A 25,912-nucleotide genomic window follows, 5' to 3' on the forward strand; every position below is an offset into this window, starting at 1 on the left:
AACATTCGATTGTCTTACCTCGGCTATTCCTTCAACGCCACAAATATATCAATCTCATTTTCCATGCTTTCGGGTTCATATCGCTCATCCCAAACTTCGAAATCATAATGCTGCGGCACATGTCCCGTTTCTTCCATCCACTCGCCATAAAGATAATTATACGAGCGGCTAAGCTCCGATTCAGGCCCGATATGCGTGTAGGCCGCATACTTGCTTTCAGCCACCGTATGACTCACCATATGCAGCGGCACATCGCCGGGCTCGCTTACTTCGCAGCAAACGATATTTGTGAACCTATCTGTCTGGGGATTAAAATCAGCAGTCATCGGATAAATTTGAATTAAAAGAATACGGTCATTTTTCCTATGCTGAATTTCTGCTTTTCTCTCGATTAATGCTTGATAGGTTCCCTTCCCAAGTCCCGATTCAAACTCTTGAACGCTCGCTTCCACTTTAAAGCCTACGACATGAAAAAGCGGCAGTGCTACGACCTCTGCTTCTCGTTTCTGTTCCATGAGCTGTCCTCCATTCAATCCTATCTAAACAGGCAGGAAATACAGCTATTTTATCATAAAAAAGCCATCCCCTCGCGCTCATCGGTTAGACTGCTTCCGATGCTGCACTTGGGGATGGCTTTTAATCTGCGAAGCACACTGGCTTTCGCTTAATGAATGATATTCGACAACCGATTATTCCGTCGGCTGACTGACAAGCTTGCCGCGCAGCTTGCTGCCTGCATCCGTATCTGTATCCGCTGCTGCATCCGCGTTTGCTGGCTGCGGTGCTGCATTCGACGTGCGGAGCGGAATTTCTTTCAAGAAGAAGGTCAAAATGACCGCACCGACCAAAATGAGCGTACCTGCAAGAAACACGGTTGAAAGCGACGAAGCCAGCGCCTCGCGAAGCATTTCCACCATTTTTGTAAACAACGGTTGTAGGTCGGCCGGCAAGCTTTGGTGCAGCTTTTCCAGCTCCGGCTGGTTCGTCAGCATTTGCGGATTAGCAAATACGGCGAACTCTTGGGCTACTTTCGGATCAAGCTTGCTGAGGTCAACAGCATCTCCCGACTGGGCAAGCTCGGTCAGATTGTTTTTCAAGCTGGTTGAAAGCACGGTTCCCATTACAGCAATACCGATGGTACCGCCCATATTACGGAACAACTGCATGGCCGCTGTAACGGCGCCAAGCTCCTTGAAGGGAACGGCATTTTGAATGGCCAGCGAGAATACTGGCATCCCAAGGCCGAGACCTAGGCCGAAAACGATCATCGCCAGAACTGCCATCCACACGCTGTTCATAAACACCATCAGCACCATGCCCGCCACCATAAGCGGCATGCCGATTAAGGCGAATTTTTTGTATTTGCCCGATTTGCTGATCAATTGACCGCCAATCGCGCTCGTAATAACCATACCAATCGACATTGGCATCGTGACATATCCAGCATAGGTTGGCGAAATCGCCAGCACGCCTTGCACGAAGAAGCTGAGGTAAATCAAAGCGCCCATCATCCCGAAGTTCATCAGGAAGCCAATTACATTAGAGAGCGTTACTATCCCATTTTTGAAAAAATGAAGCGGCAGCACCGGGCTTTTCGCCTTGGATTCGACGAATACAAAAATCAGCGCCGATACGAGCGTTGCCGCGAATAGGCCAATCGTTTGGGCAGAGCCCCACGCATATTTCGTACCTGCCCATGTAAAGGCAAGCAGCAATGGCACAAGCGTGGTCGTCAGAAACAGCGAGCCCAAGTAGTCAATCGACTCGGATTGCTTGCGTTCCGTCTTCGGAAACAGCGTCAAAATCATAATGAAGGCGATAATGCCGATCGGCAGGAAAATCCAGAATACCCAGTGCCATGCCATGTGGTCAACAATATAACCACCAAACGTTGGGCCAATAACGCTGGAAAAGCCAAAAACGGCTGTCATAATTCCGGTCCATTTGCCGCGCTCCCGTGGCGGGAATAAGTCGCCTACTGCGGTAAAGGCCGTTGCCATAATTATACCTGCGCCCACACCTTGAATCGCACGGTAGAAAATCATTTGGTAAACGTCAGTCGACGTTCCTGCAAGAAAAGCGCCGATGATAAAAAATAAAATACCGGCCAATATAAATGGCTTACGTCCGTAAATATCCGATAGCTTGCCGACAAGTACCGTCGCGATGGTTGAAGTCAGCATATAGATCGAAATCGACCATGTGTACAGCTCCATTCCGTGCAGCTCTGCAATAATTCTTGGCATCGCCGTACTGACGATGGTTTGGTTGATCGCTGCAAAAAACATGGCGAACATAATCGCAACCATAATGGTCAGCTTTCTTTTTTGTGATAAATGTTCCATAGGTTAAATCTCTTCCCTTCATTCGGTATGAATTAAATATGCATATGATCGTTTAGCTTTTTGAAAATTCGTTTTAAATGTGCGATGTCCTCTGGTGCCAGACAGTTTAACATCATGCCGAGCGTTTCTTTTTGATCATCCGATATTTGGTCGAGAGTAGCTTTCCCTTTCTCGGTAATATCGATGTATACGACGCGGCGATCTTCCTCATCCCTAACCCGATCAATATTGCCTTCCGCAGATAGCTTATCAGCCAATCCCGTTATGGCAGCAGCGGAAATGCACATTTTCTCGGCCAGATCGGATACTCTTTGCTGTCCATCTTGTTTGAGCCAATAAAGCAGCTTGAACTGGGACAATGACATATTCCCTTGCATCCGTTTGTTCCACTCTGAATTCGCATTTTTCATGATCAATTTGAACATGGTGGAGAGCTCGACAACGTCTTCCTTGCTTGGCATGTATTCACCCCTTCCCTATTTGCGTTCATCGTCCAATCATTCCAGCGCTTTATCATAAAGCGCAATTAATAAATATTTCATCACTAAACTATTTATCACTATAAATCTTTTCGCGAAATTAGTCAATGCTTTAGCCTATTTGGTTTTGTGACATCTGGCGCTTCACTTGGGCAAAATTAAAAAAGAGCCGAAATCTGCAAAACAGATCTCGGCTCTTCCTATTTTAACTATAATAGATGCCGTTAATGATAGCTGCGTTCTACAGCTCAGCCAACAGCTTAGTTAAAGCTTTATAGCTAATCTCAATGCTTTCCAGCTCGCCTTTATTTGTTGCGTCCTGCTCTACAATAATGTATTTAGTGCTTGTATGCTTCTGGGTCGCCTGCAAAATGCCCGCAATATCAATCGTGCCTTCTCCAATTTCAGTGAACGCATCCGGGCTTCCAATCGACATAAACGTTCCCATCGTAACGGGCTCGTTCTCATCAAGCGTTTCAAAAAGGTTAACCGGATTAACGCTCGCCGGCAAATCCTTCTGATGAATAAATTCGCAGCGGTTGCCCAGCTTCTCGATATAGCTTACAGCATCAACGCCGCCACGCAGCGCCCAATAGGTATCAAGCTCAAAGCCAACATTTTCAGGAGAGGTATGCTCCAAAATAATATCGAGCGCATAGCTACCATTGAACTTCTGGAACTCATGGAAATGATTATGATAAAGCAGGCTGATGCCCTGTTCGCGCATTTGGCTGCCGTAGCGGTTCAGCTTCTCGCTGAATGCAAGGACATCCTCGTAATTGGTGAAAAATGATATCGGAATAATCGTTTTCGTACAGCCCAGCTCTTTATTGAAGGCAATGACATCAGCGATTTGGGCATCGTCCGAGACGAAAATATGAGTGGCAATAACGTTCAGGCCCGCTTGATCTACAAGCTGCTTCAAATCAGCAGCCTTGAGATCGCCGAGCTTGAACAAATCCTGACCTGTAAAATCGAGTGGAATTTCGATGTTTCGGTAGCCAATTACCGCAATTTTATTTAATGTGCCAGCGCGATCACGTGCAAATTCGGTTTTGGCAGAAAACAACTGCAAGCCAATTTCCAATGTCATAAAAGTAATTCCCCTCTCGATGTGAGCATAAAAACGTTTACATTCTTTTTATACCTTATAGCTTGTACCAGCGTCAATGTTGGATATTTTGCGCAGCTGAAGCTTATTCTAAATATACATATCTATCCATTCAAACCTTTGCCATGGTATAATCGCAAAGCAATAGAAAAGGCTTACAAGGGCGGCCGGCTACCTCTCGATAGAAGGGAGGGATGCCTTGTGACAGTATTTGAAGCAATAATGCTAATGCTTACCTTCGGTACGCTTATCGTGATGCTACTGTCTCATAAACGAAAATAGACCGCCCTAGGTCAAAGGAGACGGTCTATTTTGACGTAAACCTCGATTAGAAGCCTACCGCCCTTAAAAGCGGCTATTGCGCGGAGAGTCGTGTTACCAGCACGGCTCTCTTTGCATTGTACGCATTTTCTAATCGTATTATAACACGCATCATTGCTTCTAGTCATGTGAAAGTCATCTATATGTTGACTTTATATCTAGCCTTCATACAATACAGAGGCAACAGCTTGCTTCCAGCCTTTGTACAAGCGGTCTCTCTCCTCCTGCTTCATTGCAGGCGAATACGAGCGATAAGCGCTCGCCTTAGCGCCCAATAGCTGAACCAATTGCACCTCATTTTCCCAAAAGCCTGCACCTACGCCGCCCATATAGGCGGAGCCCATAGCGGAAAGCTCTGCTACATCGGATTTCGAGACAGCTTGCCCGAGCATATCCGCCTGAAACTGCATGAGCACGGCATTGTCCGATGCTCCGCCATCGGCCCGCAAGCCCTTCAAGGCGATGCTGGTCTCCGCCTGCATCAGCTCGGCCGCATCGCGCACCTGATACGCGATGCTTTCCAGGGCGGCGCGCACAATATGCGCCTTGCCTGTTCCCCGGCTCATGCCGGTAATCGCCGCCCGGGCATGCGGCTTCCAATAGGGAGCTCCCAGCCCAACGAAGGCTGGGACAAGATAGACGCCGTCATTATCCGGCGTCTCCTCAAGCAGCTGCGCAAGCTCGCTAAACGAGCTGAACAGCCCCAGATTATCCCGCACCCAGCGCATGCTGTCGCCGGAGGTGCGAATAACCGCTTCCAGCGCATAGGTCATTTTGCCGCTAAGCCCCCAGGCAATGGCGAGCACCAGCCCATTGCCGGAAGCGACCGGCTTGCTGCCCACATTCATCAGCACCGATGTTCCGGTGCCATAGGTAGCCTTCGCCATGCCCGGCTCCAGGCACAGCTGCCCGTACAGCGCAGCCTGTGAATCGCCTACGACGCCCGTGATCGGGACTCGCTCAGCGAATAAATCCGAGTCGTTCGTATAACCGAATCGCTCATCCGAGCATTTCACCTCGGGCAGCACAGCTGGCGGAATGCCAAAAAGCTCGCATAATTCCACATCCCATTGGAGCGTGTGGATATTAAACAATGAAGTCCGACTCGCATTCGTATAGTCGGTCGCATGCACTTCCCCGCCCGTCAGCTTCCACAGCAGCCAGCTGTCGATCGTACCAACGAGCAGCCTGCCTGCTGCGAGCAGCTCTTTGGCGCCAGCGGCATGCTCCAGCAGCCAGCCCCATTTTGCCGCTGAGAAATAAGGATCAAGCAGCAGGCCTGTCTTCGCCTGTACCAACGGCTCCAAACCGTCCGCCTTTAGCGCATCACAGCGTTCCGCGGTTCGCTGGCACTGCCAGACGATGGCGCGATAAACAGGCTGCCCCGTCTCCTTATCCCACATCACAGCGGTCTCTCGCTGATTCGTAATGGTAAGTGCCGCAAGCTCGCTCGCCGCTATGCCTGCCGCTCGCAGTGCTTCCTTCGCTGCCTGCTTCACCTGCTCATAAATTTCCAGCGGATCATGCTCCACCCAGCCTGCTTGCGGATAATACTGCGTATGCTCCGCAGAGCTGCGCGACACGACCTCGCCCGCATGATTAATAATGAGCGCCTTCGTGCCGGAGGTGCTTTGGTCAATCGTCAGCAGATAGCTTTTGTCCATCGCCGATGCCCTCTACTTTCCCAGCATGCCTAAAGCAATCGCTTTTATATTGCTGCTGCTAATGCCATAATGCTCAAACACTTCTGATGTTTTGCCTGCAATTGCCGGCTCATCGGGAATGCCCAAAATCCGCATCGGCACCGGATGCTGCTGCACAACCACCTCAGCAACCGCTGCACCAAGACCGCCATGAATGCTGTGCTCCTCAACGGTAATGATGCCGCCTGTTTCCTGTGCAGCACGCACAATGGCTTCCTCGTCAAGCGGCTTAATCGTATGCATGTTCAGCACGCGTGCCGACACGCCCGCTTCCGCCAGCTCCGCCTGCGCATCCAAAGCGATTCTTACCGTTTCTCCCGTCGCAATAATCGTAATATCCACGCCTTCGCGCATCGTCACGGCCTTGCCGATAACAAATTCATAGTCATCCGACTCGTAGCTGTCTTCGACCGGATTGCGGCCGATACGGACGTACACGCCACCCTCATGCTGAACAAGTGCTTCGGTCATCCGCTTCGTCTCATGGCGATCCGCCGGCAAAATAATCGCCAGCCCCGGAATCGCCCGCGCCACGGCGATATCCTGCACCGAATGGTGCGACATGCCGAGTGCGCCGTAGCTGACGCCGCCGCTAATGCCAACCAGCTTCACATTCGTGCCGGAATAAGCGACATCGACTTTAATTTGCTCAATGCTGCGCATGCTCAGGAAGCAGGCCGGTGACGTTACGAATGGCTTTTTGCCGCTATGGGCAAGGCCTGCCGAGATACCGACTATATTTTGCTCCGCGATGCCGACCTCTACAAACTGCTCAGGATAAGCATTCGCGAAAGGCGCCATTGCTGCAGAGCCGCGCGAGTCGCTCGCCAGCACCATAATATCCTTATCCTCCTGCGCCAGCGTTACCAGCGTCTCGCAAATGACTTGCCGATTCGGTATTTTATTCGCCATCGCTTATTGCACCTGCCCTTCCTGTGTGTAGCTGCCGATGACGGCTTCAAGCTCGGCAAGCGCCTTCGCCAGCTCCTCGTCACTAGGCACATGATGATGCCAATGCGGCACATTTTCAGCAAAAGACACTCCCTTGCCCTTCACCGTATTCGCCATAACGAGCGTCGGTTTGCCTGCTATAGCAGGGGCAGCTTCGAAAGCTTCTACAAGCGCGTCGATATCATTGCCATCAATGGAGACGACATGCCAGCCGAAGGCCGCCCATTTTTCCTCCAATGGCTCCAGTCCCATGACCTCTTCCGTCGAGCCGCTAATTTGCAGTCGGTTGCGATCGATAATGCCGACCAAATTGTCGAGCTTGTAATGAGCGCCAGCCATCGCCGCTTCCCAAACGGAGCCCTCAGCTTGCTCGCCATCGCCCATCAAGCAAAATACGCGGCTCGCCCTCGCATCCTTCTTCGCAGCAAGCGCCATGCCCACCGATATCGCCAGTCCGTGCCCAAGCGCCCCCGTATTCATCTCAATGCCTGGCACTTTATTGTTCGGATGGCCGATGAGCCTCGTTCCAAACTGACTGAACGTCGCAAGCTCCTCCTTCGGAAAAAAGCCGCGATCAGCCAAAATGCACCATAATGATTCAACGGAATGACCTTTGCTTGCAATAAAGCGGTCGCGCTCCTGCCATTTTGGCCGAGCCGGATCAATCGTCATAATTTTATAATATAAGGTCGTTAAAATATCCGTATTGCTCAATGAGCCGCCCGTATGTCCTGTTTTTGCGCCATGGATCATGCGCAGCAAATCCATCCGTATTTGTGCCGCCTTGCTTTTGAGCTCCGTGCTGCTCAAGCTTGCATTGCTCCCCATCGTTAGCCCTCCTCGTTGTTTTCCTTAAGCGTTGTCCTCTATTCCGATTACAAGCCCGAGCCGCGCAGCCATGCCTGAATTTCCCGCTCTGTCGGATCAACTGCATCTGGCTTCAAGCCAGGAATATATTGACACGCTTCATACAGCGCCGGAATCGCATTGGCGTGAATGCCAACGGAGTGGTGAACATAAGGGCCTTTGACCAGCTTTTCTTCCCACAACGGCCAATCATTGACCTCAACCCATACATACGAGCCGCGTGTATACGGTCCTTGAATGCCGCGGGCTTTGCCCAAAAACAGCTGGTATTCGCCGTGGTCGCCGTCGAAGCGGGCCAGCGTCATGCCTCCGCCTTTAATTTCACCTTCATGTGTACCCGGTGCATGGTCGTCGAACAGAAAATGCTTGCGCAGCCGCGGCTTGTTCTCAACAGACAAGGAAACCGGGAAGTTGCCGCAATGGAAGAGCAGCTCGCCGTTGGCGTTTTCCGGATGGCGTACGGTCAAATCCGCGAAGAAGGTTGGATGCTGATTCATCGTCGCCGCCTGCACCATGACTGACGTAATCGCACCATGAATATCTGTTTCACAGGTAACTGGAATTTGCTCATCGGTAAGGATCGCATTAGCGAGGCATGGCATAATGCCCATCGCATCCTGCAGCGACGACCAGCATTGGATCGCAATCGCTGTGCTGCCTGTCTGCACGGCATATTGCTTCATCGCTACCTTAAGCGCAGCAATGCGGCGCACATCGGCTTCCGTCACTTCCGACCAGTCGAGCTTAGCTTTAATGTAGTCAATCGCTTGCGCCAGCTCCGAGCTGCTGCCTTTCTCAATGCGCTGCGAGGCGCGCTGAATATCGACTAGCGTAATCGGATGAATTTCAATGCCGAACCGCTCAAGCAGCTCGCCTTCATTGCACATCATCGTCCAAAAGGAAGCCGGGCGCGGCCCGATTTGCAAAATTCTTAAAGAACGGAATTTACGAACGACATTCGCCGCGGCGATAAAATTCGTGAAGCCGCGCTCGAATACCGGATCATCGACCCTTGTGTTCGTGACATAGGTGAATGGAACGTTGAAGCGGCGCAGCACCTTGCCGGAGGCGAATAATCCGCACTGCGTATCGCGCAGCCGCATGCCGTCTTCGAGCGGCGACTCATCGCGCGGGCCCCACAGCAGCACCGGCTTGCCGAGCGCCTTGCCTACACGGGCAACGGTGTCTTCGGTACCGAAGTTGCAATGCGGAAAGAAAACCGCATCGACATTTTCACGCCTAAAATGCTCCGCAATCTCGTCTGCATTAATATGATCATCATAGAGCAGCCCCTCGCTGTTGAGACCCTCTAGATCGACAATGTCTATATCCATGCCGAAGCTTTCGATTTTTTCCTTAATGAGCACCTTATACCGAAACGCATCCTCTGCACTAAAAACAAACCGTCTTGTCGGCGCGTAGCCGAGCTTCAACTTTTTCACCGCTGACTCCCCCTTGTTGACTCATAATGATCGATTAGGCCAAGCTGTTAAGCTATTATGCAGACGCATTAGCGCGCCGCATTTGAATCGCCATATAAGGCTTGCCCGGCAGCTCAATGCGGAACGTTCCTTCATAGGTACCAGTCTGCTTGGTCACCGTCATGTTCCACGTATCCAGTACTTCCACCTCATACACAATGCCCGGCTTCATCGTAAAGTTCCGATAGCGCGGCTGATTGAAGCCGTAATAAAACAAATAATACGTATCGGCAATGCCAGCCGATGGAGCGTCCCACTCAGACCGCAATGGATTTAAGCCCTGCTCCGGCCCTTCCTCCAGCACTTTTCTCAGAAAAGCAATGCGCTCTGAGCTTGTGCCATGCAGCTTACCGCCCTTCGACCACCACAAAATATCCTCGGGGTGCAAATACGTTTCCCCATGGCCGACATAACCGCCGCGAATCGCGCCTTCCCAGAAGCGGCGCACCATTTCCTCGCCCGAAATATTGCCCCAGCCCATATCGATGTCGCCTTCATAAGCACATTCGTCAATGACGACCGGCTTGTTCCAGTCCTTGCGCCACTGGTCGGTGTTCTCCGCTGTCCGGTACACATCCACCCGCTGAACGCTGCAATGGGTGATCCAAGGGCGGGTATAGTCATAAAAGCCGAAGCAATTGTGAATGGAGATGAGATGACCGTAAGGGTCATTATCCGTGACGATTTGGGCAAAACGCTCCCAATCCGACTCCTCCTTCGCCCACATCAGGTCATATTCATTGGCAAGCGACCACCAGACGTTGCGGTATGCGGCCAGACGCGCTGTAATGTAGCGCAGGTAGCGGTCATCCGCCGACTTCGGCATTTCCGAGAAGCCCCAACGATCGTAGGCATGGAATAAAATCAAGTCCGCCTCAATGCCCAGCCTGCCTAACTCGGCGATCCGCTGCTCCAAATGGCGGAAGTACGCGGGATTAAAGCGCGTAAAATCCCATTGTCCATCTGCCGAGCGCTCAAACGGATAAAGCGGCGGTTCATTTTCATTAAAAAGGTAAGCCTTGGGGAATACGCACATCCGCAGCTTGTTGAAAGGCGTCTGTGCGAGCGTGGCGAGCGTCTGCTCCTCCAGTTCCTGCCCCTGATGCGTCCACGCATAGCAGGTGGTTCCTACAGGCAAATAACGGCTGCCATCCTCATAGGCAAAATGAAACGTGTCCGCTACCCGAACCGGACCGTTGTTTCCTGCTTCGGCGCTGCGGCAGGCAAAGCTGCCGGTAATGCCGTTCATGGCGCCGACGCTGCTGCTCGTGCGATAGTGCCACTCGCCTTCGGCATCGGGCATAAAGCGCACGCGGTAGATGCCGTCGCCATCATAGAAGCCTTGGGCGGAGAGGCTTCGCTCTCCTTGGCTGAACACGGCGCTAATCGCCGCGTCCGTGAAAGGGTTGCCATGAGCGGGGCCATGCAGCTCCAGCTCATAAACGTCCCAGCGCGCGACTTCACCCTGCGCAAGCAGCTTCGCTGATCCCTCAGCATCAGCCTGTGCCTCTAACGTTACTCCTGCTGAGAGCTGTGCTGCTGAAGCTTCATTGCTCTCATTGTCTAAAGCAGAAACAGCCTTCTGCTCCGTTTCATCTTCAATTACATATTCAATGCCAGCGAGCTCGCCCAGCACCTCTGCTACCCATTCCGGCGAGCGCATTAAGGCTTGGTTTGAGGTTGCGAAGCGTGGCAGCGTATTCATTTTAATAAAAGAAAGATAAGGCGAATCCGCAAGCTCAGGAGCATGCTTCAGCAAAACCTTCCGCCCCTCTGGGCTTGCCCAAATATATCCGATCTTCGTTTCTTCGCTAAAAATCATCTTCGCATCCTCCTATTGGCTTCTGCTTTTGGCTATTATAAGTTTAGTCGAACGAACTAAACTAAACACTAAACTATTGATGGACTATTCCTGCATTCATACCCCTAATTTAGCAGTAAAACGGCATCAAGTCAATAAGTTTATATAAATAAAACGCTTTAATTTAGTATATTAACTAAATTTTTTAGCTAAACTAGCATTGTCCATTGCTTTTAATGCCTGCTGGATATACACTAAACTTACTAAACAATCGGCTACAAGCTCGAAGGGAGAATCATTTATTGTGAAAATGGAAGACATCGCTGCCCTTGCTGGCGTATCTAAATCAGCTGTTTCGCTTGCCTTCAGCGGCAAGCCGGGCATTGGACAAGAAACCCGCGAGCGTATTTTACAGGTTGCGAAGGACAATGGTTATCTGCCTAAAACGCGTGCCGCCCTGCCGGAAGCCGCCAGCAAATCACTGACCTTTCTCGTTCTAGCCAACTCTGGCATCGTATTGGAACAATATTATCAGCAGCCTTTTTTCCGCGAGCTCATTCATTATATAGAGATGCGCTGCCGCGCCAAGGGGTATTCGCTGCTGTTTACGTCGATTGACGTCAACGCTTTTTCCAGTGACAGCCATGCCTTGGCGGAGGATATCCGCAGTGATGGCGTCATTTTGCTCGGCACGAACCTTGATAGGGGGCAAATTGCAAGCTTGGCTGAAAGCTTGCCGGCACAGCTCGTCGTGCTTGATACCTGCTTTGAGACGCTTCCCGTCCATTTCATTACGATCAACAATGTGATGGGCGGTTATCAGGCGGGTGAGCATCTATGCCAGCTTGGCCACGAGCATATCGGCTATTTGTCCTCCAATGTGCGGATCAGCAATTTTGATGATCGGCGCAAAGGGTTTATGTCCGCTTTAGAGGAGCGGGGACTGTCGATCGACGAGAATGATATTTTCTCCGTAGCCCCGACGATAACCTCATTCCAGGAGGAGCTGAAAAATCAGCTCGCCGCCTATCAAGCTGCGGGACGCCAACTGCCGACCGCCTTCTTCTGCGAATGCGACTATATCGCGATCAGCGCCATCAAGACGCTGACCGACCTTGGGTTCCGTGTTCCCGAGGACACCTCTGTCGTTGGCTTCGACAACATTTCGGAGGCGCGTATTGTTTCACCGGAGCTCACGACCGTTCATGTTGAAAAAGAACGCATGGCCCATCTAGCCGTTGATTTGGCGATTGAAGCCATTGAACAGGACCATGAGGTCAAAACCAAAATTGCCGTCGACACGCAGTTTATCGTCCGCCACTCGTCCAGCGCACCAGCTAATCGATGACGAATAGCCCTTCCAGGACCGCGCATTGCGAGAGCCAGGAGGGGCTATTTTTGAAAATGTTACTGAGACCACGCAGCCCGGGGCGTTCGGGATGTTCGGAGCGCTAGGGTGCTTGGGTGCTTGGGTGCTTGGGTGCTTGGGTGTTCGGAGCGCTCGGGTGTTCGGAGCGCTCGGGTGTTCGGAGCGCTCGGGTGCTTGGGTGTTCGGGGCGCTCGAGACGCCCCTCTTTTTTGAAGGACTGAGTTTCCGCTATTCTTTCTTTTGACCCGCTTTCAGCTCGCACGCGGACAGGAAATCCGTTATGACCGTCTTTATCCTGTCAAAATGGCTATTTCCAGCACATTAGCGGCTTCTGAGTCCGCAGCCGGTGCCACAACTCGTGATTTGGATGAAATAGCCGCTGCTGTGTCCACCAAGTCTAGCTTTGTGCAAGGAGTAAGGTGCAAGCTGCAAGCCCCAACTCATAAACACAGCCGCGCCTATTACTTGTATTTGTAAGCCTCAATATAAAGAGCTGAGGCGTAATCACCCACCGCAATGCGATACGCAGACTCATCGCCGTTCAGCACTCTGCCCCGCACCCACTCATTTTGCTCGAATGCTCCTTCCTCCACTCGGATCAAGCCGACCTTCGCGCGTTCACCCTGTTTGGGCAGCAGTTCCACCGAAAAGCCGATCCCGGCGAAAATAAACCGGTCATCGGACAGCTCAATGACGAGCCCGCCTGCCGGAGGCGTCCCTTCTGCTGCCCGTTTGTAGGACAGCTTCACATCGTAGCGCGAGAAGGGGAGTGTACAGCCGCCATCGTTTTGCTGGAGAAAACCGGTCATTTTTCCCGTGCCGCGATTTTGACCAATCAGCCCCAGCATTCCGCCGAGCAGCTTATAGCTTGCCGCAAGGTACGGGCCTGTTCCATTTACGATAAACCCGGAAAAATCAATATTCAACGCCATCATAATACTGAAATCAGGCCCGCCGCTTGCAGCTTCCTCAGGAAAAAAGCCCTCAATGCCGAACGGCGCAAATCCTAATGCATTATGCTTGCCCATGGCGTAAAACACATTGGTCGCCGACGAGACGTCTCGCCGCGCCTCAGGGATGAACAGCGGGTTGCCATCCTGCGTGTATTCCTTACAAACGTCTGCAAAGCTGGACAAATAAATATCTGGAGCGTACAGGCATAGGGTCGGTGCTGCAAGCTTCCACATTTTCATCACCTTGGCAACTGGACCGCCGCTCGGATACGTGCCCGCACGCCATGGATATTGCTCCAGCCATGCATTGACGAACATCGGCAGCGGATAAGGCTCACTGCCAGCGCTCGCAATACGTTCAACTGCCAGCGCATAATGATACGCCATGAACCATTCGCCTGCATCCGTTCCAAAGGCCTGCTCCCAGCTGCCCTGTACGCCATATGCGTCAGCTACCTGCTGAGGCACAGACGCTTCAAATACAACGTTCGCCGCTGCTGAATAATCCCGATCACTGCCTAGAAAACCGATTTCGTTTTCCACCTGCACCATAATAACGGTATGCTTTCCCTCATCAAACGCTTTAAGAAACACCATTAAACGCTGGAAGGCTGCCGCATCAGCCGTTACCGCCGCTTCACACAGCGGAGAAATGGTGTCCGTTGGCGAGCCGTCGGCATAGGAGGCACGGAAATACGTCGCATAATCCCGCTTCACCCAGCTCGGCACGTAGCTGGACTTGCCGTTTTTCCATAAGCCGAACCAAAGCAGCACTAAGCGAATATTTTCCGCACGGGCCTGCTCAATTAAACCTTCTACGAGCGAAAAATCAAACGCTCCCTGCTCTGACTCGATTAATTCCCAATATACAGGGGCAATAATTGTATTTAAATTCAGCTTGCGTACTTCCGGCCAGACCTTCTCCTGCATATATGCCAGATTTGAAGCGCTGGAATTGTGTATTTCCCCGCCAAGCGCAAGGTATGGCTCACCATTTACGTATAAGGTGGCTGTACCATTCTCGCTCACCAAATGAGGAATTTGCTTCATTGTGTCTAACCCCTTCCATTTCAGCAGTCTACGTATAGAAGCGCGGAGAAAAAGGAGCCTTACTCCAACGTTTTCACCACGCTTCAATTTAAAAGCTTTATAAACTCAGCTGCTTCCTTAGTCCTTAGTCATTAGTCCTTAAGCCTTCGACTTTACAAGCAGCTGTACGGGTCCAATTAAACCGCCTGGCTCCTGCTGCATAAAACGCGAAAAGAAATCCTTTTGCTGCTTGCCCAGCGTATTGGTCACTTCAATGACAAGCCGGTTCGTTCCCGGCTGAATATTCGCGCCAGCTGCAAAGCGATAAGGCGGAGCAATCGCCGTACCCAGCTTCACGCCATTCACCGATGCCTCCGCCGTCTCAAACGCGGCACCCAAATCCAAGTACAACGGCTCGCCCTCGCCATTCCAATCGAAGGAAAGCTCATAGCGAATCGTTCCGGTGAAATCCGGCAGCAGGTGCGGGGAATTGATATTTTCCAGCTCGCTGAGCTTGCCGTAGCTTTCAAATACCGGATATTGCAGCGAACCGGAGGTTGCAACCGTCCATTCGCCCGACAGCTCTATTGGCACACATGCTGTATAATCGGGCAGCGTCTGCACCGCCAGTTGCGGCAGCGCTTCGCCAGACAGCACGATCAAAGTCTCGTAGGCACTTAGCCTTACCCTCAAGCGGTTCACACCATCAGCCTGCTCTACGCTTGCCTCGCTCAGCTGATTGTCAAATGCGTTATAAATCATCATCCGAGCGGAGGTCTGGAAGCTGACAACCGTATCCACCGTCTCATAAGGATGCTCGTTGAAAAAGAAATATACATCGCTGTCTGGATGCCCATAATGGTAATAACGCAAATACGGCGCGGTATCCGCCGTCTCAATATCGTACATGCCTTCATGGCGAAGCGTCGCCGCAAGCTCCGCAAGCGGAACAATCGCTGCGTGCTCCAGCGCTTTCAGGCGCTTAAGCTCCGCTGCTTCGCCGCCGCCCTCAATCGTGCGGACAGGCAGCCCATCTACAAACAGCACCTTCAGCCCTGCTTCCGCAAGCTCTGCCAGTTGCTCTACGAGCACTGCCGGCAGCGCTTCCGCATAAGGCACGATGAGGCACTGGTATTCCTCCTTTGCCACAAGCAGCTCGCCGTCCTTCACCGCGTACGCTCCAGAAGCCAGAACATCAAACGGAATAACATCGCAATCGATTTGCGCCTGCATCAATGCCTTAATCGGCTTCTGAATCAGCATCGCCTCAGCGCCTGACCACTCCGCATCCGCATGGTAAAGCACTGCCGCCGTCGCATAATGGCGCCCCCCGTTCAGCAAATGGCTGATGCGGTTCGTATAATCATTGAGCTGGCGATAATAGCGGTATTGCGGATTTTCGCCGCGTGCATACAGATGCGGCGGGCAGTCGGCATCCGGGAACTCTTTTTGCGAAAAGGCGTGGGGCACGAAATAGTTAATGCCGCGAACGAGCATATGGTCGGTCAGCCATTTCATCAGCTTGAGGCCTTCGCTCCAGCCATAGGCGCCGAATACTTCGCACATCGCCCGCCCCTTTTTCTTCGGATCGATATGCGCCAGAGATGAACCAAGCTTCGCTAGGGCATAATGAAAAAACTCGCTGTCCGTTTCTCCGGCAATCCAAGTAAACGGCACTTCGTCAAAGCCTGGCATAATTTGATGCAGCACGACGTCAATGCCGGCCATATCCTGGCCCCACATCGAACGGAAGAAATGTCCCGGCCCACAGCCGAGCCGCGCATGCACATTGTTGTCTTCAATGATATGTCCGATATACTCAACGCCGCGCTCGCGGCACCAATCGCCCAGCTTGCCGCTGAAATGCTCGGCATACAGCTTGCTGACCGTATTCATAAACGTATAGCGCAGCGCTTCCGTCTGCTCGCCGCCCTCGTACCACAGCAGCGGCAGCAATGCCGCAACAGGCTGTCCGAACTCGGCGGACAGCAGCTCCAGCATATCGTGGCGCCACGGCAGAACGATGCCCTTTTTCCCTAGTCTGGAGTTAAAGTCAAACGTCGTTTTATCGTTGTAGAAACCTGGCTCATCGGAGAAAAAACCGGCCAGCGTTTTGCCAAAGTCGTCCCGATACCGCTCGTAATAACCCTCATAAATCGCGTCGATTAATACTTGCGTAGACTCCGGCACAATCGGATTAATATAGTTCCGTTTCGCTTCCTCCGCGCCTTCCGCTGTCTCAATCAGAACGAAAATGCGCCAAAAGCCTGCGGGAATATCCCAGTAAAGCACATTATTTTGCACGCTGGCTGTCAGCTCAATAAATCCACTAAGCTGTTCAGCCGCATCAACACTCGGCTTACCTTCACGCTTAACCGCAACAGCCGCAACTAGCTTATCGCCCGGCTGGAGCAGTGTATGGAGCAGGAAGGAGGCTTGTGGAGCCGGGCCGACAGCATCAATATGCCGCTCCGCCAAATATGTTCTGCGCAGCTCAGCCGGAGCTTCCTTCAGCTTGCCTGCTGCATGTCCCGTCGGAAAATGGTCGTCATCGAAAAACCACACCTCCATGCCGCGGCTGCGCGCCTCGTCCATAATGATATCAATATCTCGCCACCAGCCGGGACCAAGCATATCCGGATGGGGTCGCGATTCCACGATGACCGCCTTGATCCCTGAAGCATAGATTCGCTCCATTTCCTCGCGGATCTCTCCTTCCTCTTCGCCGCGCTGCCACAGAAGAGGCATAATATAGTTTTCTTCTTCGCCTGCCAATACATGACGTAAGCGTTCAGCCATTATCGTCGTCCCCCTACCCTTTTACAGCACCGATCGTAATGCCTTTAACAAAGTATTTTTGGAAAAATGGATAAGCGACAAGAATCGGAATGACGCCAACTACGGCAATTGCCATCCGCACGGTGCCGCTTGGCATTTTCGCCATGCTTTGACCCGCATTCGAGCCAAGGCCGCTGTTCGACAGAAATTGTATATCCGTCAATATTCGGTTCAAAATGTTCTGAATGCTGAACAGCTTCGGATCTGTTAAATAAACGAGCCCGTTAAACCAGTCATTCCAATAGCCAATCGTCTGGAACAAGCCAATCGTGGCCAAAATCGGCAGCGACAGCGGCAGCACGATCGAGCGGAAGGTTCTGAATTCAGTAGCCCCGTCAATGTAAGCCGATTCCAAAATCGGGACAGGAATGGACGTTATGAAAAACGTGCGCATGAGCATAACGTTAAAGCCATTCATTAGGAGGCCTGGAATAATAAGCGCCCAGATCGTATTTTTAATATCGAGATACTGCGTGTAAATGAGGTAAGTTGGCACAAGGCCGCCGTTAAACAGCATCGTGAAAAAGACGAAAAACGCTAGTGGATTACGCAGCGGAATATCTCTTCTCGACAACGGATAAGCAAGCATGGACGTAATCACCAAGCTGACCGACGTGCCCAGAACGGTAACCAATATTGTAATGCCATAAGCCCGCAGCAGCTCCTGCGATTGATCAAGCAAATAACGGTAAGCCGTCAAGCTGAACTGGTCTGGGAAAAAGGAATAGCCATTGCTGATAATCGCCTGCTCATCGGTGAAAGAAGATATAACCAGTAAGGCAAAGGGCAGCAGGCAAGCAATCGATACGGCCATCATAAATAGGTTGGCTGACCACTGCCATATTTTATTTTCATGCGTCATGTCATTCACTCCTTAGAATAATGCGTTGTCTTTGTTGATTTTGCGTACAATATAATTCGCGAGCAGAACCAGAATGAAGCCGACCAAGGATTGATACAAGCCTGCTGCAGAGGACATCCCGATATCACCAAGCTGCATTAAGCCGCGATATACGTAAGTGTCAATAACGTTCGTCGTATCACTGAGCGCACCTGCATCCATCGGAACCTGATAAAACAAGCCGAAGTCGGAGTAAAAAATCCGGCCGATTGCAAGCAGCGTCATCATCGTAATAACTGGCGAAATGAGCGGCAGCGTAATGGATTTAATCTGCTGCCATTTGGATGCGCCATCGAGCGTTGCCGCTTCATAATATTCCTGATCGATTCCGATAATGGCTGCCAAATAAACGACGCAGTAGAAGCCAACGCTTTTCCATATATGCACGATTGTCAAAATATAAGGCCAGTATTGCGCCTCGCTGTACCAGGAAATCGCATCGAGTCCCAGAAACGGAAGCACCGTCTTGTTCATAAAGCCTGTTTCAATGCTAAGCACCGCATAAACCAAGTAGCTGACAATAACCATCGATATGAGAAAAGGCAGCAGCACGACGCTTTGATAAAAGCGAGCCATAATTTTACTGCGAATCTCATTGAGCAAAATCGCTATTCCTACCGCAATGACCAAATTCAATATAATAAAGCCGCCGTTATACAAAATCGTATTTCGCGTAATGATGTAGGCATCTGTCGTTTTGAACAAATATTCGAAGTTTTGCAGCCCAATCCAATCACTTCCCCAAATCCCCTGTGCAAAATTGATGTTTTTGAAGGCGATAATGAGACCGAACATCGGTGCATAATTGTTAATGATCAAATACGCCAGCCCAGGTAGCATCATTAAAAACAAAGGCAAATAGCGCTTGAACTGTTTCTTTTTCACATTTGATTTGGCAACCTGCTTTGCCTGCTGGGGAGCTGCCGCTGCCACTGTCCCTTTATTTCCCGTCGTTTGTTCCATAGGTGAACCCCTTCTTTCTTCAGCATGAGCTTGTCGCTGTCTTATACTTTGATGATAGTGCATGCGCCCGTGCGCCCTCTACCGCTCAGACGACTTCTCATTTGCACTATTACGACGCTCCTGCTGCCTGCCCCACCATTGAAAGCCTCATGCTAGCCAAAACAAATAGGCTGTTCCAAGGTCCATTTGCATGACCTTTGGAACAGCCTATTTGTTTTCAATAATAGAACTATGACTGCGTATGAATTAAAATTTTCGCCTGCGCTTTGTCTTTGATGAGCAGCTCCAGACCTTCCTCAACGAGGTTGTCCAGCTTGATTTTTTTCGTGATGACCTTCTTAATATCAAGGCGTCCTGAGGAAACCATGGCGATGACCTCTGGGAAAATATGATGGTAGGCCAGTGAGGTTTTAATGGATATCTCCTTCACCAAAATGCTGTTTACATCCAAGGTAACGGGGCTGGCATAGCCGGCAATAATGAGCAGCTGTCCGCCTTTTTTGATGACTTCCAGCGCGCTTGTGAATGTCGCCTGAGCGCCTGCCGCTTCAAAGGCCACATCGACGCCGTTTGCATGCTGGGCCAATATCTCTGTTGTTGCATCTGCTTCCAAGCTGTTCACAACCGAGCTTGCTCCGACCTCAAGCGCTTTGCTTAGACGTTCGGGGGAAATATCTACGGCAATAACGCTTGCGGCTCCAGCTGCCTTCGCCGCCATAATCGTTAAAAGACCAATTGGGCCTGCGCCATAAACAACGACCGCGTCTCCAATTTTCAACTGGCTTTCCTTAACTGCATGAACCGTTACAGCGGTCGGCTCCATCAATGCCCCTTCTTCAAGTGAAACATTGCTTGGAAGCTTATGAGCTTTGCTCGCATTTGCGATTGCATATTGAGCAAATCCGCCATCATCCTGCAAGCCAAGGAATGCAAACGGACTAGCCAGGTTGTACTTGCCGCGCTGTACATAATAGTCATCCTCGGCATACACGATCGGCTCTACAGCTACGCGATCTCCAACAGCCAGATTCGTTACACCTTCGCCAAGCTCGGTTACAACACCAGCAAATTCATGGCCCAGCACAAGCGGAAGACCGCGTCCTGTCACGGGATGAGGCTCAGCCGATACGCCAAACCCATGATGGTAGGCATGCAGGTCGCTTCCGCAAATTCCGGCCCATTCCACCTTTATTTTCACTTGGCCTGCATTAGCTGCAGGCTCGTTCACATTTTCGATACGGACATCCTTAGCTCCATAAATAACAGCAGCTTTCATAAACAGCATCTCCTTTAGCAATAAAATGATAGCGCTTATATTTTCTTACCGTTATTGTACTCCTGTTGTTAAATTAAATATATTTAATTATACTTACATTTAATTAAGTAATACTTATGTAAAGGAAGCAACCTATGAACCTTGAGCAGCTGATGTATGTCGTCGAATTGAGCAAATCCAAATCATTGTCTGAAGCAGCTGCGAATCTTCATATTTCCCAATCTGCGCTCAGCCAATCCATCACTAGTCTGGAGAAGGAGCTGGGGCTAAAGCTGTTCAAACGTGCACGAACCGGCACCTTGCCTACCGCTGAGGGTGCAGCCATTATAAAAAAAGTGCATGAAGCTGCCAAAATAATCGAGGAAATTCGACTGGAAGCAGCTAGCAGCCTGAGCAGCCTAAGCGGCGAGCTGCGCCTGTCCACGATGCCCGCCCAAATGAAGACGATGGTTAAAGTGATCGCTTGGCTAAAAAAGGAGCATCCCGCTCTTCGCATCGAGGTATCCGAGGACGGCTCATTGAATACGCTTGGCAGCGTGCGGGAGGGGCTGGCTGATCTTGGCATGATTGCGATGCGGGAAGACAAGCTGCCAATAGAGGGTCTCTCGTTTCATTCGCTGTGCAAGGGAAAAATGGTCGCGCTCGTTGGCGCACAATCTCCGCTTGCCTCACGGGCTTCCATATCGCCGGAGGAATTGCGGCAATACCCTTTCGTCCTGTACAAGGATGATCATGTCGACCAGTTTATCCTTGATTTCACCAGGCAGCACGGGCCCGTGGAGGTGTTATTCCGAACCGATTACGATGTCGCCATTCAAAGCGCTTTGCTGGAGGGGCTGGCTGTATCAATCGGCCATGACTATTCCTTTAGGCAAAATGCCAACGAAACGATCCGGCAATTTGCAATGCTTGAAATTGAAGATTTTTTTCAGCAGCCTGTCCACTTTGGCTGGGTCCGGGCCAAAAACCGTCCGAATGCTCCGGTAATGGATTATTTTATAAACCGTTTTGAGCATGAATATACGTTCAAGTAGACCGCTTTTATATATGCGAAAAATTTGAAGAACCATCCAAAAGCTGGCCTTGTGCCTTCTCTTATCTGGCACAAGGCCTTAGCTTAGCTTCGCTGCACAGGCAGCGCTTGCCGTTTATTTTCCGCGCTTCGCCTTGGAGCATTTCAGCTGGTAGGTCTTTCCATAGGCTTTACCATACCGGACGATACGCCGCAGCATAGATTGATCGGCAAGCAGCGAGAATGGGCAAACGGCCGGCACGGTATTGACCTCAAGAATCCATGGCTTCAGCTTCGCGTCAATTGCAAAGTCGAGGCCCAGTTCCTTGATGCCTGGAGAAACGCCGCGCAGCAGCCGCGCTGTGCGAAGGCCAAGCCGATCCATGCTTTTCAGCAATTTCCGGCGCCCAGCTGGCCCAGCATATGACTTAAGCACTTGAGCGGTCGAATAAATCGATCCACCTTGGCTGCCATTGGTTACAATTTTGCCCGGATGGGCCGCTCTGCCAAGCGTCCCGGTCGCTGCCCAGCCACCCTGCGGTGCGCGCTGCACCATAAGCCGAATATCGAAGCGGCGTCCTTTATGCTTCAGCAGGCGAATGCCCTTTTGCACCAAATACCGCTTCCCCTTCATTTCCTTATGAATCGAACGATAAGCTGCTGCGTAAGTGGTAAAGGTCGATTTTTTCGATCCTAATTGATACGTATACTTCGCCCCCAGCTTCTCCATCCTCATAACCCCGCGCCCCTGCGAGCCCCGCGAAGGCTTCACATAGACCATTCTATATTGCGTCAGCATGCTGCGCAGGCTGTCCTTTGTCGCCAGCTTCGTCCGCGGGATGTGCTTCTTCAGCGTTAGATCCTTCCGCATCGCGATCGTTTTGCTCCACTTATCCCCAATCATCCGGCTTTTGCTCTTCACACTTTTGCTTCCTTTGCGGCCGCTGCTCCTCGCACGCAACCCCGTCGATATCTTCCTGCTCCTCGTCACTTTACCCCTCCATTCTATTCTCCTATTAGCATACGAACCTTTTTGAAAATGGTTGTAGGCCGCTGTCGGCATAGAACGAACCATCATGCAGCAGCTTCATATGCTTAATTAAGGCAACCTGTCAGGATGTTTGTTGATTCTAGGGCAAAGCTCTTCGCTCGTCCCAGAAGGACGACGAATTCGTTTTTGCTTGGATTCCCAGTACGCGGCCGCCATCGGTACGTTAGTTAGGAGGCATACATGAAGCTAAAACAGACGCTTCAGCAGCAGCTTGCGCTTATTTGCCATTTTCATCCTTGGTATGGAGAGCTGCTTGCAGAGCGAGGCATTGATCCGAACACCGCTGCACTACCAGAACTGCCGCTTATGACGGCGGACAGATTGGAGGCGCATTATTTCACGCAGGAGCTGCGGACAGAAGCCGGGCTCTCCGTGTACCGTACGTCGGGAACGTCCTCCGGCATACGCAAAGCGATTTATTATTCTCCGGAGGATGATGAGCAATACATCGCCAGCAAAGCGGACTGCTTCCGAGAGTGGCTGGCAAGAGGCCCAGCATTTGTTACAAGGGCGCTGGCCGATATGGGAACGGGACATGCGGCAAGTACCGCCATTACGATTTTTCAGCAGCTTGGCTTTCAAGCAGACTCGCTTTCCTTTGCCTTGCCAATAGAGGAGCATATCAAGCGATTGGCCACTTTTCGCCCGCAGCTGCTGTATACGATGCCTTCCATTCTCGACGCCATTGCTGCCGCTGCTCCAGATCCGGGGGCCTTCGGCATACAGAAAATCATTATTGTCGGCGAAATTGCGCCGCCAGCCTGGCAGGCCAATATGGCTGCGCGGTTCGGCATCAGCGTTCATGATATTCTCGACACCTACGGCTCCATCGAGATCGGCGCTATTGCTTCCTACTCTCACGAGCATAGCGTTTATGTACTAGATGCTGGTATCCATGCCGAAGCGCTCCGTGCTGACGAAATAGATGCGCGCTTCGATGCGCTGGAGGATAATGAGACGGTGCTTGTACTTACATCATTCAAGCGTACCCTGTTTCCCGCCATTCGTTATGTCACCTACGATGTGATTAGGGATTTCGGAACTGTCATCATTGATGGGCAGGTACGGCAAACGTTCAGCTGTATCTCGAAACGGATCGGAACCGACCTGAAGCACGGGGAAAAAATAAGCCTCTACGACATCGAAAGCGTCGTCCAGCAATTCGTAAGCGACGCCGAGCTGCGCGTCCGGCTGCAGGGTAATAAACTGTCCATCCATATTCGCAGCAAAATATTGGACGATGGCATGCTTACCGTTATTCAGCAAGCCATTGAGCAAAAAATTGAAGCGATTGGCCAAATGATTCGGGGTCGCATGCTGTCCGGCATCGTGGTGACGCGCGCAGCGGAAGATGAGACGCTTGAGCGAGGAGCGGTCAAATCGAAAAAACTTTATTTTTAGGAGGCGCTAATCGCCCATGGGAATAGATTGGCTTTCTTGTATCGGTCAGACGCCGCTCGTCCAGCTGTCAAAGCTGTTTGCGAATGATCGCGGCATTACCGTGCATGCCAAGCTGGAACTGCTTAACCCGAATGGCAGCGCGAAGGACCGCTCCGCCGCCCGCATTATTGCTGCGGCCTTGGAGCAGGGACGCATCAGGCCCGGCTCTGTCATCATCGAATCCAGCTCGGGCAATATGGCCATCAGCCTCGCCGCGATCTGCTCCTATCTTGGCATGCGGTTTATAAGCGTCGTAGACCCTAGAACGACGCAGCAAAACATCCGCATTATGCGCGCTTATGGCGCCGATATTGAGCTCGTTGAGGAGCCAGACCCGGATACAGGCGAGTTTCTGCCTGCCAGGCTGAACCGCGTTCAGCAGCTGCTTGCCGAGATTCCAGGCAGCTACTGGCCGAATCAATACAACAATGAACATAATTACCTGTCGCATTATGAAGGCACCATGCAGGAAATTGTGGCCTCACTGGGCCGTGTGGATTATGTCATTGGGGGTGTCAGCACCTGCGGCACGATGCTTGGCTGTGCGCGGTATGCCCGCGACCATAAGCTGGATACGAAAATCGTAGCTGTTGACGCGGCGGGCAGCATTATTTTTGGCGGGATCAGCGGAAGCAGGCTGTTTCCGGGTCTTGGGGCCGGCATCGTTCCTCCGTTCGGGCAAAGCCGCTTTATGGATTATGCGATAAAGGTTAACGATGCCGATATGGTTGCAGGCTGCCGAATGCTGGTGAAGCAAGAGGCGATTTTGGCCGGGCCATCGTCCGGCGCTGTTATTTTTGCCCTTCAGTCGATGATGCATGAGCTGCCAGATGGTTCTGCTTGCGCCGTTATTTTGCATGACCGCGGCGAACGTTACATGGACACCGTCTACAATGATGATTGGGTTCAGCAGCAATTCCTCCGTGGGGAAGGAGAACGAGCATGATTTATCTTGGGGAAAAACATATCCGTGCCGTTGGACTCCATTGGCAGGAGCTGGCGGATCGCATTGAAGATGCGGTGCATGTGATGGATAGCGGAGATTATGCCCAGCCGGTAAAGCCTTATTTGCGATACGGCAGCAAGGCGGCAAACCGAATCATTGCTATGCCCGCCTATGTAGGCGGCAGCATGCACACAGCCGGCATCAAATGGATTGCCAGCTTTCCTGGCAACCTCCAAATCGGACTGCCCAGAGCACACAGCCTGCTGGTATTGAATGATGCAGATACAGGCAAGCCGTATGCGATTGTCCATGCATCACTGCCAAGCGCGGCACGGACAGCTGCCGTTAGCGCCGTGCTGCTTCGCCATTATTTGCATGCGCGCAGCGTGCAGCATCCAAGCAACCCGCATCGCATAAGGCTGGGCATTATCGGCTTCGGTCCAGTTGGGCAACTGCATTACGACATGTGTGCGCAGCTGTTCGGAGAAACAATCGAAGAAGCTTATGTTTATGATATTCGCGGTGTCGAGCTGGAGGCTAACGACCTCTCCGCAGCTGCCGCAACCGATGCTGCATCCGATGCTATCGGCGCTGGTAAGAAAGTTGGACTACTTGGACGAACGAAGGTGGCGGATAGTTGGGAGCAGCTATACAGCCGCTGCAACGTCATTATTACTTGTACGGTAAGCGACAAGCGCTACATTAATCTGCCTCCACTCCCAGGCAGCCTGCTGCTGGACGTTTCGCTGCGCGACTATGCCTCCCCTGCCTTGAACGGCGTAACCGCCATCATCGTCGATGACTGGGATGAGGTATGTCGAGAAAATACCGACATTGAGCTGCTGCATAAGGAGCGGGGGCTGGCAAAAGAGGGTACCCGCTCGCTTGCCGATGTCGTATGCCGCAGCGCGCTTGCCGGCTTCGATCCGGCTGAGCCTGTTCTATTTTGCCCCATGGGAATGGCCGTCTTTGATATTGCAACAGCGAGCTACTGGGTGCAAAAAGCTCGGGAGCTCGGGATTGGTCTGGAAATCGACGGCTAAGGCAGGGTATGTACCGCCAGCCTTGTACCGCC

General features: G+C 51.6%; 21 protein-coding genes. 6 read left to right on the plus strand and 15 right to left on the minus strand.

From position 1 onward, the window contains the following. Positions 1-23: 23 nt before the first annotated feature. The 4 genes from ACSR9A_RS08070 to ACSR9A_RS08085 form a co-directional block, all read right to left on the minus strand. Positions 24-515 carry a GyrI-like domain-containing protein gene (locus ACSR9A_RS08070; protein ID WP_473756567.1) on the minus strand — a complete coding sequence of 164 codons (492 nt, stop codon included), beginning with the start codon at positions 513-515 and terminating at the stop codon, positions 24-26. Between the two features lie 174 nt (positions 516-689). After that, the gene (locus tag ACSR9A_RS08075) at positions 690-2,345 is read right to left on the minus strand and encodes an MDR family MFS transporter (RefSeq protein ID WP_473756569.1); all 1,656 of its coding nucleotides are present in this window, start codon (positions 2,343-2,345) and stop codon (positions 690-692) included. 32 nt (positions 2,346-2,377) lie between these two features. Then, entirely contained in the window at positions 2,378-2,806 is a 429-nt protein-coding gene (locus ACSR9A_RS08080; RefSeq protein WP_473756570.1) for a MarR family winged helix-turn-helix transcriptional regulator, read from the minus strand. Positions 2,807-3,065: 259 nt separating this feature from the next. Beyond that, positions 3,066-3,917 (minus strand): sugar phosphate isomerase/epimerase family protein, encoded by an 852-nt coding sequence (locus tag ACSR9A_RS08085; protein ID WP_473756571.1) that lies wholly within the window; start codon positions 3,915-3,917, stop codon positions 3,066-3,068. Positions 3,918-4,136: 219 nt separating this feature from the next. Between ACSR9A_RS08085 and ACSR9A_RS08090 the strand changes: the two genes are divergently transcribed. After that, entirely contained in the window at positions 4,137-4,217 is an 81-nt protein-coding gene (locus ACSR9A_RS08090) for a putative holin-like toxin (RefSeq protein WP_414811846.1), read from the plus strand. A gap of 197 nt (positions 4,218-4,414) precedes the next feature. On the opposite strand, the gene glpK is transcribed toward ACSR9A_RS08090, so the two are convergent. From glpK to ACSR9A_RS08115, 5 genes are read right to left on the minus strand one after another with little or no spacing between them, the layout of a single operon-like run. After that, positions 4,415-5,920, minus strand: coding sequence for a glycerol kinase GlpK (glpK, locus tag ACSR9A_RS08095; protein ID WP_473756572.1), 1,506 nt, complete (start codon positions 5,918-5,920; stop codon positions 4,415-4,417). A 12-nt stretch (positions 5,921-5,932) separates the two neighbouring features. After that, entirely contained in the window at positions 5,933-6,871 is a 939-nt protein-coding gene (locus ACSR9A_RS08100) for a transketolase family protein (RefSeq protein WP_473756573.1), read from the minus strand. Between the two features lie 3 nt (positions 6,872-6,874). Continuing rightward, positions 6,875-7,738 carry a transketolase gene (locus ACSR9A_RS08105; RefSeq protein WP_473756574.1) on the minus strand — a complete coding sequence of 288 codons (864 nt, stop codon included), beginning with the start codon at positions 7,736-7,738 and terminating at the stop codon, positions 6,875-6,877. A 47-nt stretch (positions 7,739-7,785) separates the two neighbouring features. After that, positions 7,786-9,219 carry an L-fucose/L-arabinose isomerase family protein gene (locus ACSR9A_RS08110; protein WP_473756575.1) on the minus strand — a complete coding sequence of 478 codons (1,434 nt, stop codon included), beginning with the start codon at positions 9,217-9,219 and terminating at the stop codon, positions 7,786-7,788. 55 nt (positions 9,220-9,274) lie between these two features. Further along, positions 9,275-11,080, minus strand: coding sequence for a DUF5605 domain-containing protein (locus ACSR9A_RS08115; protein WP_473756576.1), 1,806 nt, complete (start codon positions 11,078-11,080; stop codon positions 9,275-9,277). A gap of 283 nt (positions 11,081-11,363) precedes the next feature. Between ACSR9A_RS08115 and ACSR9A_RS08120 the strand changes: the two genes are divergently transcribed. Next, complete coding sequence (locus ACSR9A_RS08120; protein ID WP_473756577.1) at positions 11,364-12,407, plus strand: LacI family DNA-binding transcriptional regulator; 1,044 nt, start codon at positions 11,364-11,366, stop codon at positions 12,405-12,407. Positions 12,408-12,889: 482 nt separating this feature from the next. On the opposite strand, the gene ACSR9A_RS08125 is transcribed toward ACSR9A_RS08120, so the two are convergent. The 5 genes from ACSR9A_RS08125 to ACSR9A_RS08145 all read right to left on the minus strand — a co-directional run bounded on the left by ACSR9A_RS08125 (position 12,890) and on the right by ACSR9A_RS08145 (position 20,388). Beyond that, positions 12,890-14,431, minus strand: coding sequence for a DUF5597 domain-containing protein (locus tag ACSR9A_RS08125; protein ID WP_473756579.1), 1,542 nt, complete (start codon positions 14,429-14,431; stop codon positions 12,890-12,892). Between the two features lie 138 nt (positions 14,432-14,569). Further along, positions 14,570-17,209, minus strand: coding sequence for a glycosyl hydrolase (locus tag ACSR9A_RS08130; protein WP_473756580.1), 2,640 nt, complete (start codon positions 17,207-17,209; stop codon positions 14,570-14,572). Between the two features lie 13 nt (positions 17,210-17,222). After that, complete coding sequence (locus tag ACSR9A_RS08135) at positions 17,223-18,110, minus strand: carbohydrate ABC transporter permease (protein ID WP_473756582.1); 888 nt, start codon at positions 18,108-18,110, stop codon at positions 17,223-17,225. 12 nt (positions 18,111-18,122) lie between these two features. Further along, positions 18,123-18,992 (minus strand): ABC transporter permease, encoded by an 870-nt coding sequence (locus ACSR9A_RS08140; RefSeq protein ID WP_341282861.1) that lies wholly within the window; start codon positions 18,990-18,992, stop codon positions 18,123-18,125. 349 nt (positions 18,993-19,341) lie between these two features. Beyond that, the gene (locus ACSR9A_RS08145; protein ID WP_473756584.1) at positions 19,342-20,388 is read right to left on the minus strand and encodes a 2,3-butanediol dehydrogenase; all 1,047 of its coding nucleotides are present in this window, start codon (positions 20,386-20,388) and stop codon (positions 19,342-19,344) included. A gap of 134 nt (positions 20,389-20,522) precedes the next feature. Between ACSR9A_RS08145 and ACSR9A_RS08150 the strand changes: the two genes are divergently transcribed. Further along, on the plus strand, positions 20,523-21,422 hold the full coding sequence (locus ACSR9A_RS08150) for a LysR family transcriptional regulator (RefSeq protein WP_473756586.1): 900 nt from the start codon (positions 20,523-20,525) through the stop codon (positions 21,420-21,422). Between the two features lie 114 nt (positions 21,423-21,536). On the opposite strand, the gene ACSR9A_RS08155 is transcribed toward ACSR9A_RS08150, so the two are convergent. Next, positions 21,537-22,391, minus strand: a complete 855-nt coding sequence (locus ACSR9A_RS08155; RefSeq protein WP_473756588.1) for a YheC/YheD family protein — start codon at positions 22,389-22,391, stop codon at positions 21,537-21,539. Positions 22,392-22,631: 240 nt separating this feature from the next. On the opposite strand from ACSR9A_RS08155, the gene ACSR9A_RS08160 reads away from it, so the two are divergent. Genes ACSR9A_RS08160 through ACSR9A_RS08170 form a run of 3 tightly spaced genes read left to right on the plus strand, consistent with a single transcriptional unit; the run spans position 22,632 to position 25,880 of the window. Further along, a complete protein-coding gene (locus ACSR9A_RS08160) occupies positions 22,632-23,852 on the plus strand; it encodes a phenylacetate--CoA ligase family protein (protein WP_473756589.1) in 1,221 nt (406 codons plus the stop codon). Between the two features lie 16 nt (positions 23,853-23,868). Continuing rightward, positions 23,869-24,837 carry a 2,3-diaminopropionate biosynthesis protein SbnA gene (gene sbnA / locus ACSR9A_RS08165; RefSeq protein ID WP_473756590.1) on the plus strand — a complete coding sequence of 323 codons (969 nt, stop codon included), beginning with the start codon at positions 23,869-23,871 and terminating at the stop codon, positions 24,835-24,837. After that, on the plus strand, positions 24,834-25,880 hold the full coding sequence (locus ACSR9A_RS08170; RefSeq protein WP_473756591.1) for a 2,3-diaminopropionate biosynthesis protein SbnB: 1,047 nt from the start codon (positions 24,834-24,836) through the stop codon (positions 25,878-25,880). The genes sbnA and ACSR9A_RS08170 overlap by 4 nt, the downstream gene beginning before the upstream one ends. The last annotated feature ends 32 nt before the right edge of the window (positions 25,881-25,912 follow it).

It is taken from the genome of Paenibacillus sp. R-74696 (assembly GCF_055814915.1).

Bases quoted from the DNA above. Each gene is read 5' to 3' on its own strand.
- ACSR9A_RS08070 (WP_473756567.1), bottom strand. From the start codon at position 515: ATGGAACAGAAACGAGAAGCAGAGGTCGTAGCACTGCCGCTTTTTCAT.
- ACSR9A_RS08075 (WP_473756569.1), bottom strand. From the start codon at position 2,345: ATGGAACATTTATCACAAAAAAGAAAGCTGACCATTATGGTTGCGATT.
- ACSR9A_RS08080 (WP_473756570.1), bottom strand. From the start codon at position 2,806: ATGCCAAGCAAGGAAGACGTTGTCGAGCTCTCCACCATGTTCAAATTG.
- ACSR9A_RS08085 (WP_473756571.1), bottom strand. From the start codon at position 3,917: ATGACATTGGAAATTGGCTTGCAGTTGTTTTCTGCCAAAACCGAATTT.
- glpK (WP_473756572.1), bottom strand. From the start codon at position 5,920: ATGGACAAAAGCTATCTGCTGACGATTGACCAAAGCACCTCCGGCACG.
- ACSR9A_RS08100 (WP_473756573.1), bottom strand. From the start codon at position 6,871: ATGGCGAATAAAATACCGAATCGGCAAGTCATTTGCGAGACGCTGGTA.
- ACSR9A_RS08105 (WP_473756574.1), bottom strand. From the start codon at position 7,738: ATGGGGAGCAATGCAAGCTTGAGCAGCACGGAGCTCAAAAGCAAGGCG.
- ACSR9A_RS08115 (WP_473756576.1), bottom strand. From the start codon at position 11,080: ATGATTTTTAGCGAAGAAACGAAGATCGGATATATTTGGGCAAGCCCA.
- ACSR9A_RS08125 (WP_473756579.1), bottom strand. From the start codon at position 14,431: ATGAAGCAAATTCCTCATTTGGTGAGCGAGAATGGTACAGCCACCTTA.
- ACSR9A_RS08130 (WP_473756580.1), bottom strand. From the start codon at position 17,209: ATGGCTGAACGCTTACGTCATGTATTGGCAGGCGAAGAAGAAAACTAT.
- ACSR9A_RS08135 (WP_473756582.1), bottom strand. From the start codon at position 18,110: ATGACGCATGAAAATAAAATATGGCAGTGGTCAGCCAACCTATTTATG.
- ACSR9A_RS08140 (WP_341282861.1), bottom strand. From the start codon at position 18,992: ATGATGCTACCTGGGCTGGCGTATTTGATCATTAACAATTATGCACCG.
- ACSR9A_RS08145 (WP_473756584.1), bottom strand. From the start codon at position 20,388: ATGAAAGCTGCTGTTATTTATGGAGCTAAGGATGTCCGTATCGAAAAT.
- ACSR9A_RS08150 (WP_473756586.1), top strand. From the start codon at position 20,523: ATGAACCTTGAGCAGCTGATGTATGTCGTCGAATTGAGCAAATCCAAA.
- ACSR9A_RS08160 (WP_473756589.1), top strand. From the start codon at position 22,632: ATGAAGCTAAAACAGACGCTTCAGCAGCAGCTTGCGCTTATTTGCCAT.
- sbnA (WP_473756590.1), top strand. From the start codon at position 23,869: ATGGGAATAGATTGGCTTTCTTGTATCGGTCAGACGCCGCTCGTCCAG.
- ACSR9A_RS08170 (WP_473756591.1), top strand. From the start codon at position 24,834: ATGATTTATCTTGGGGAAAAACATATCCGTGCCGTTGGACTCCATTGG.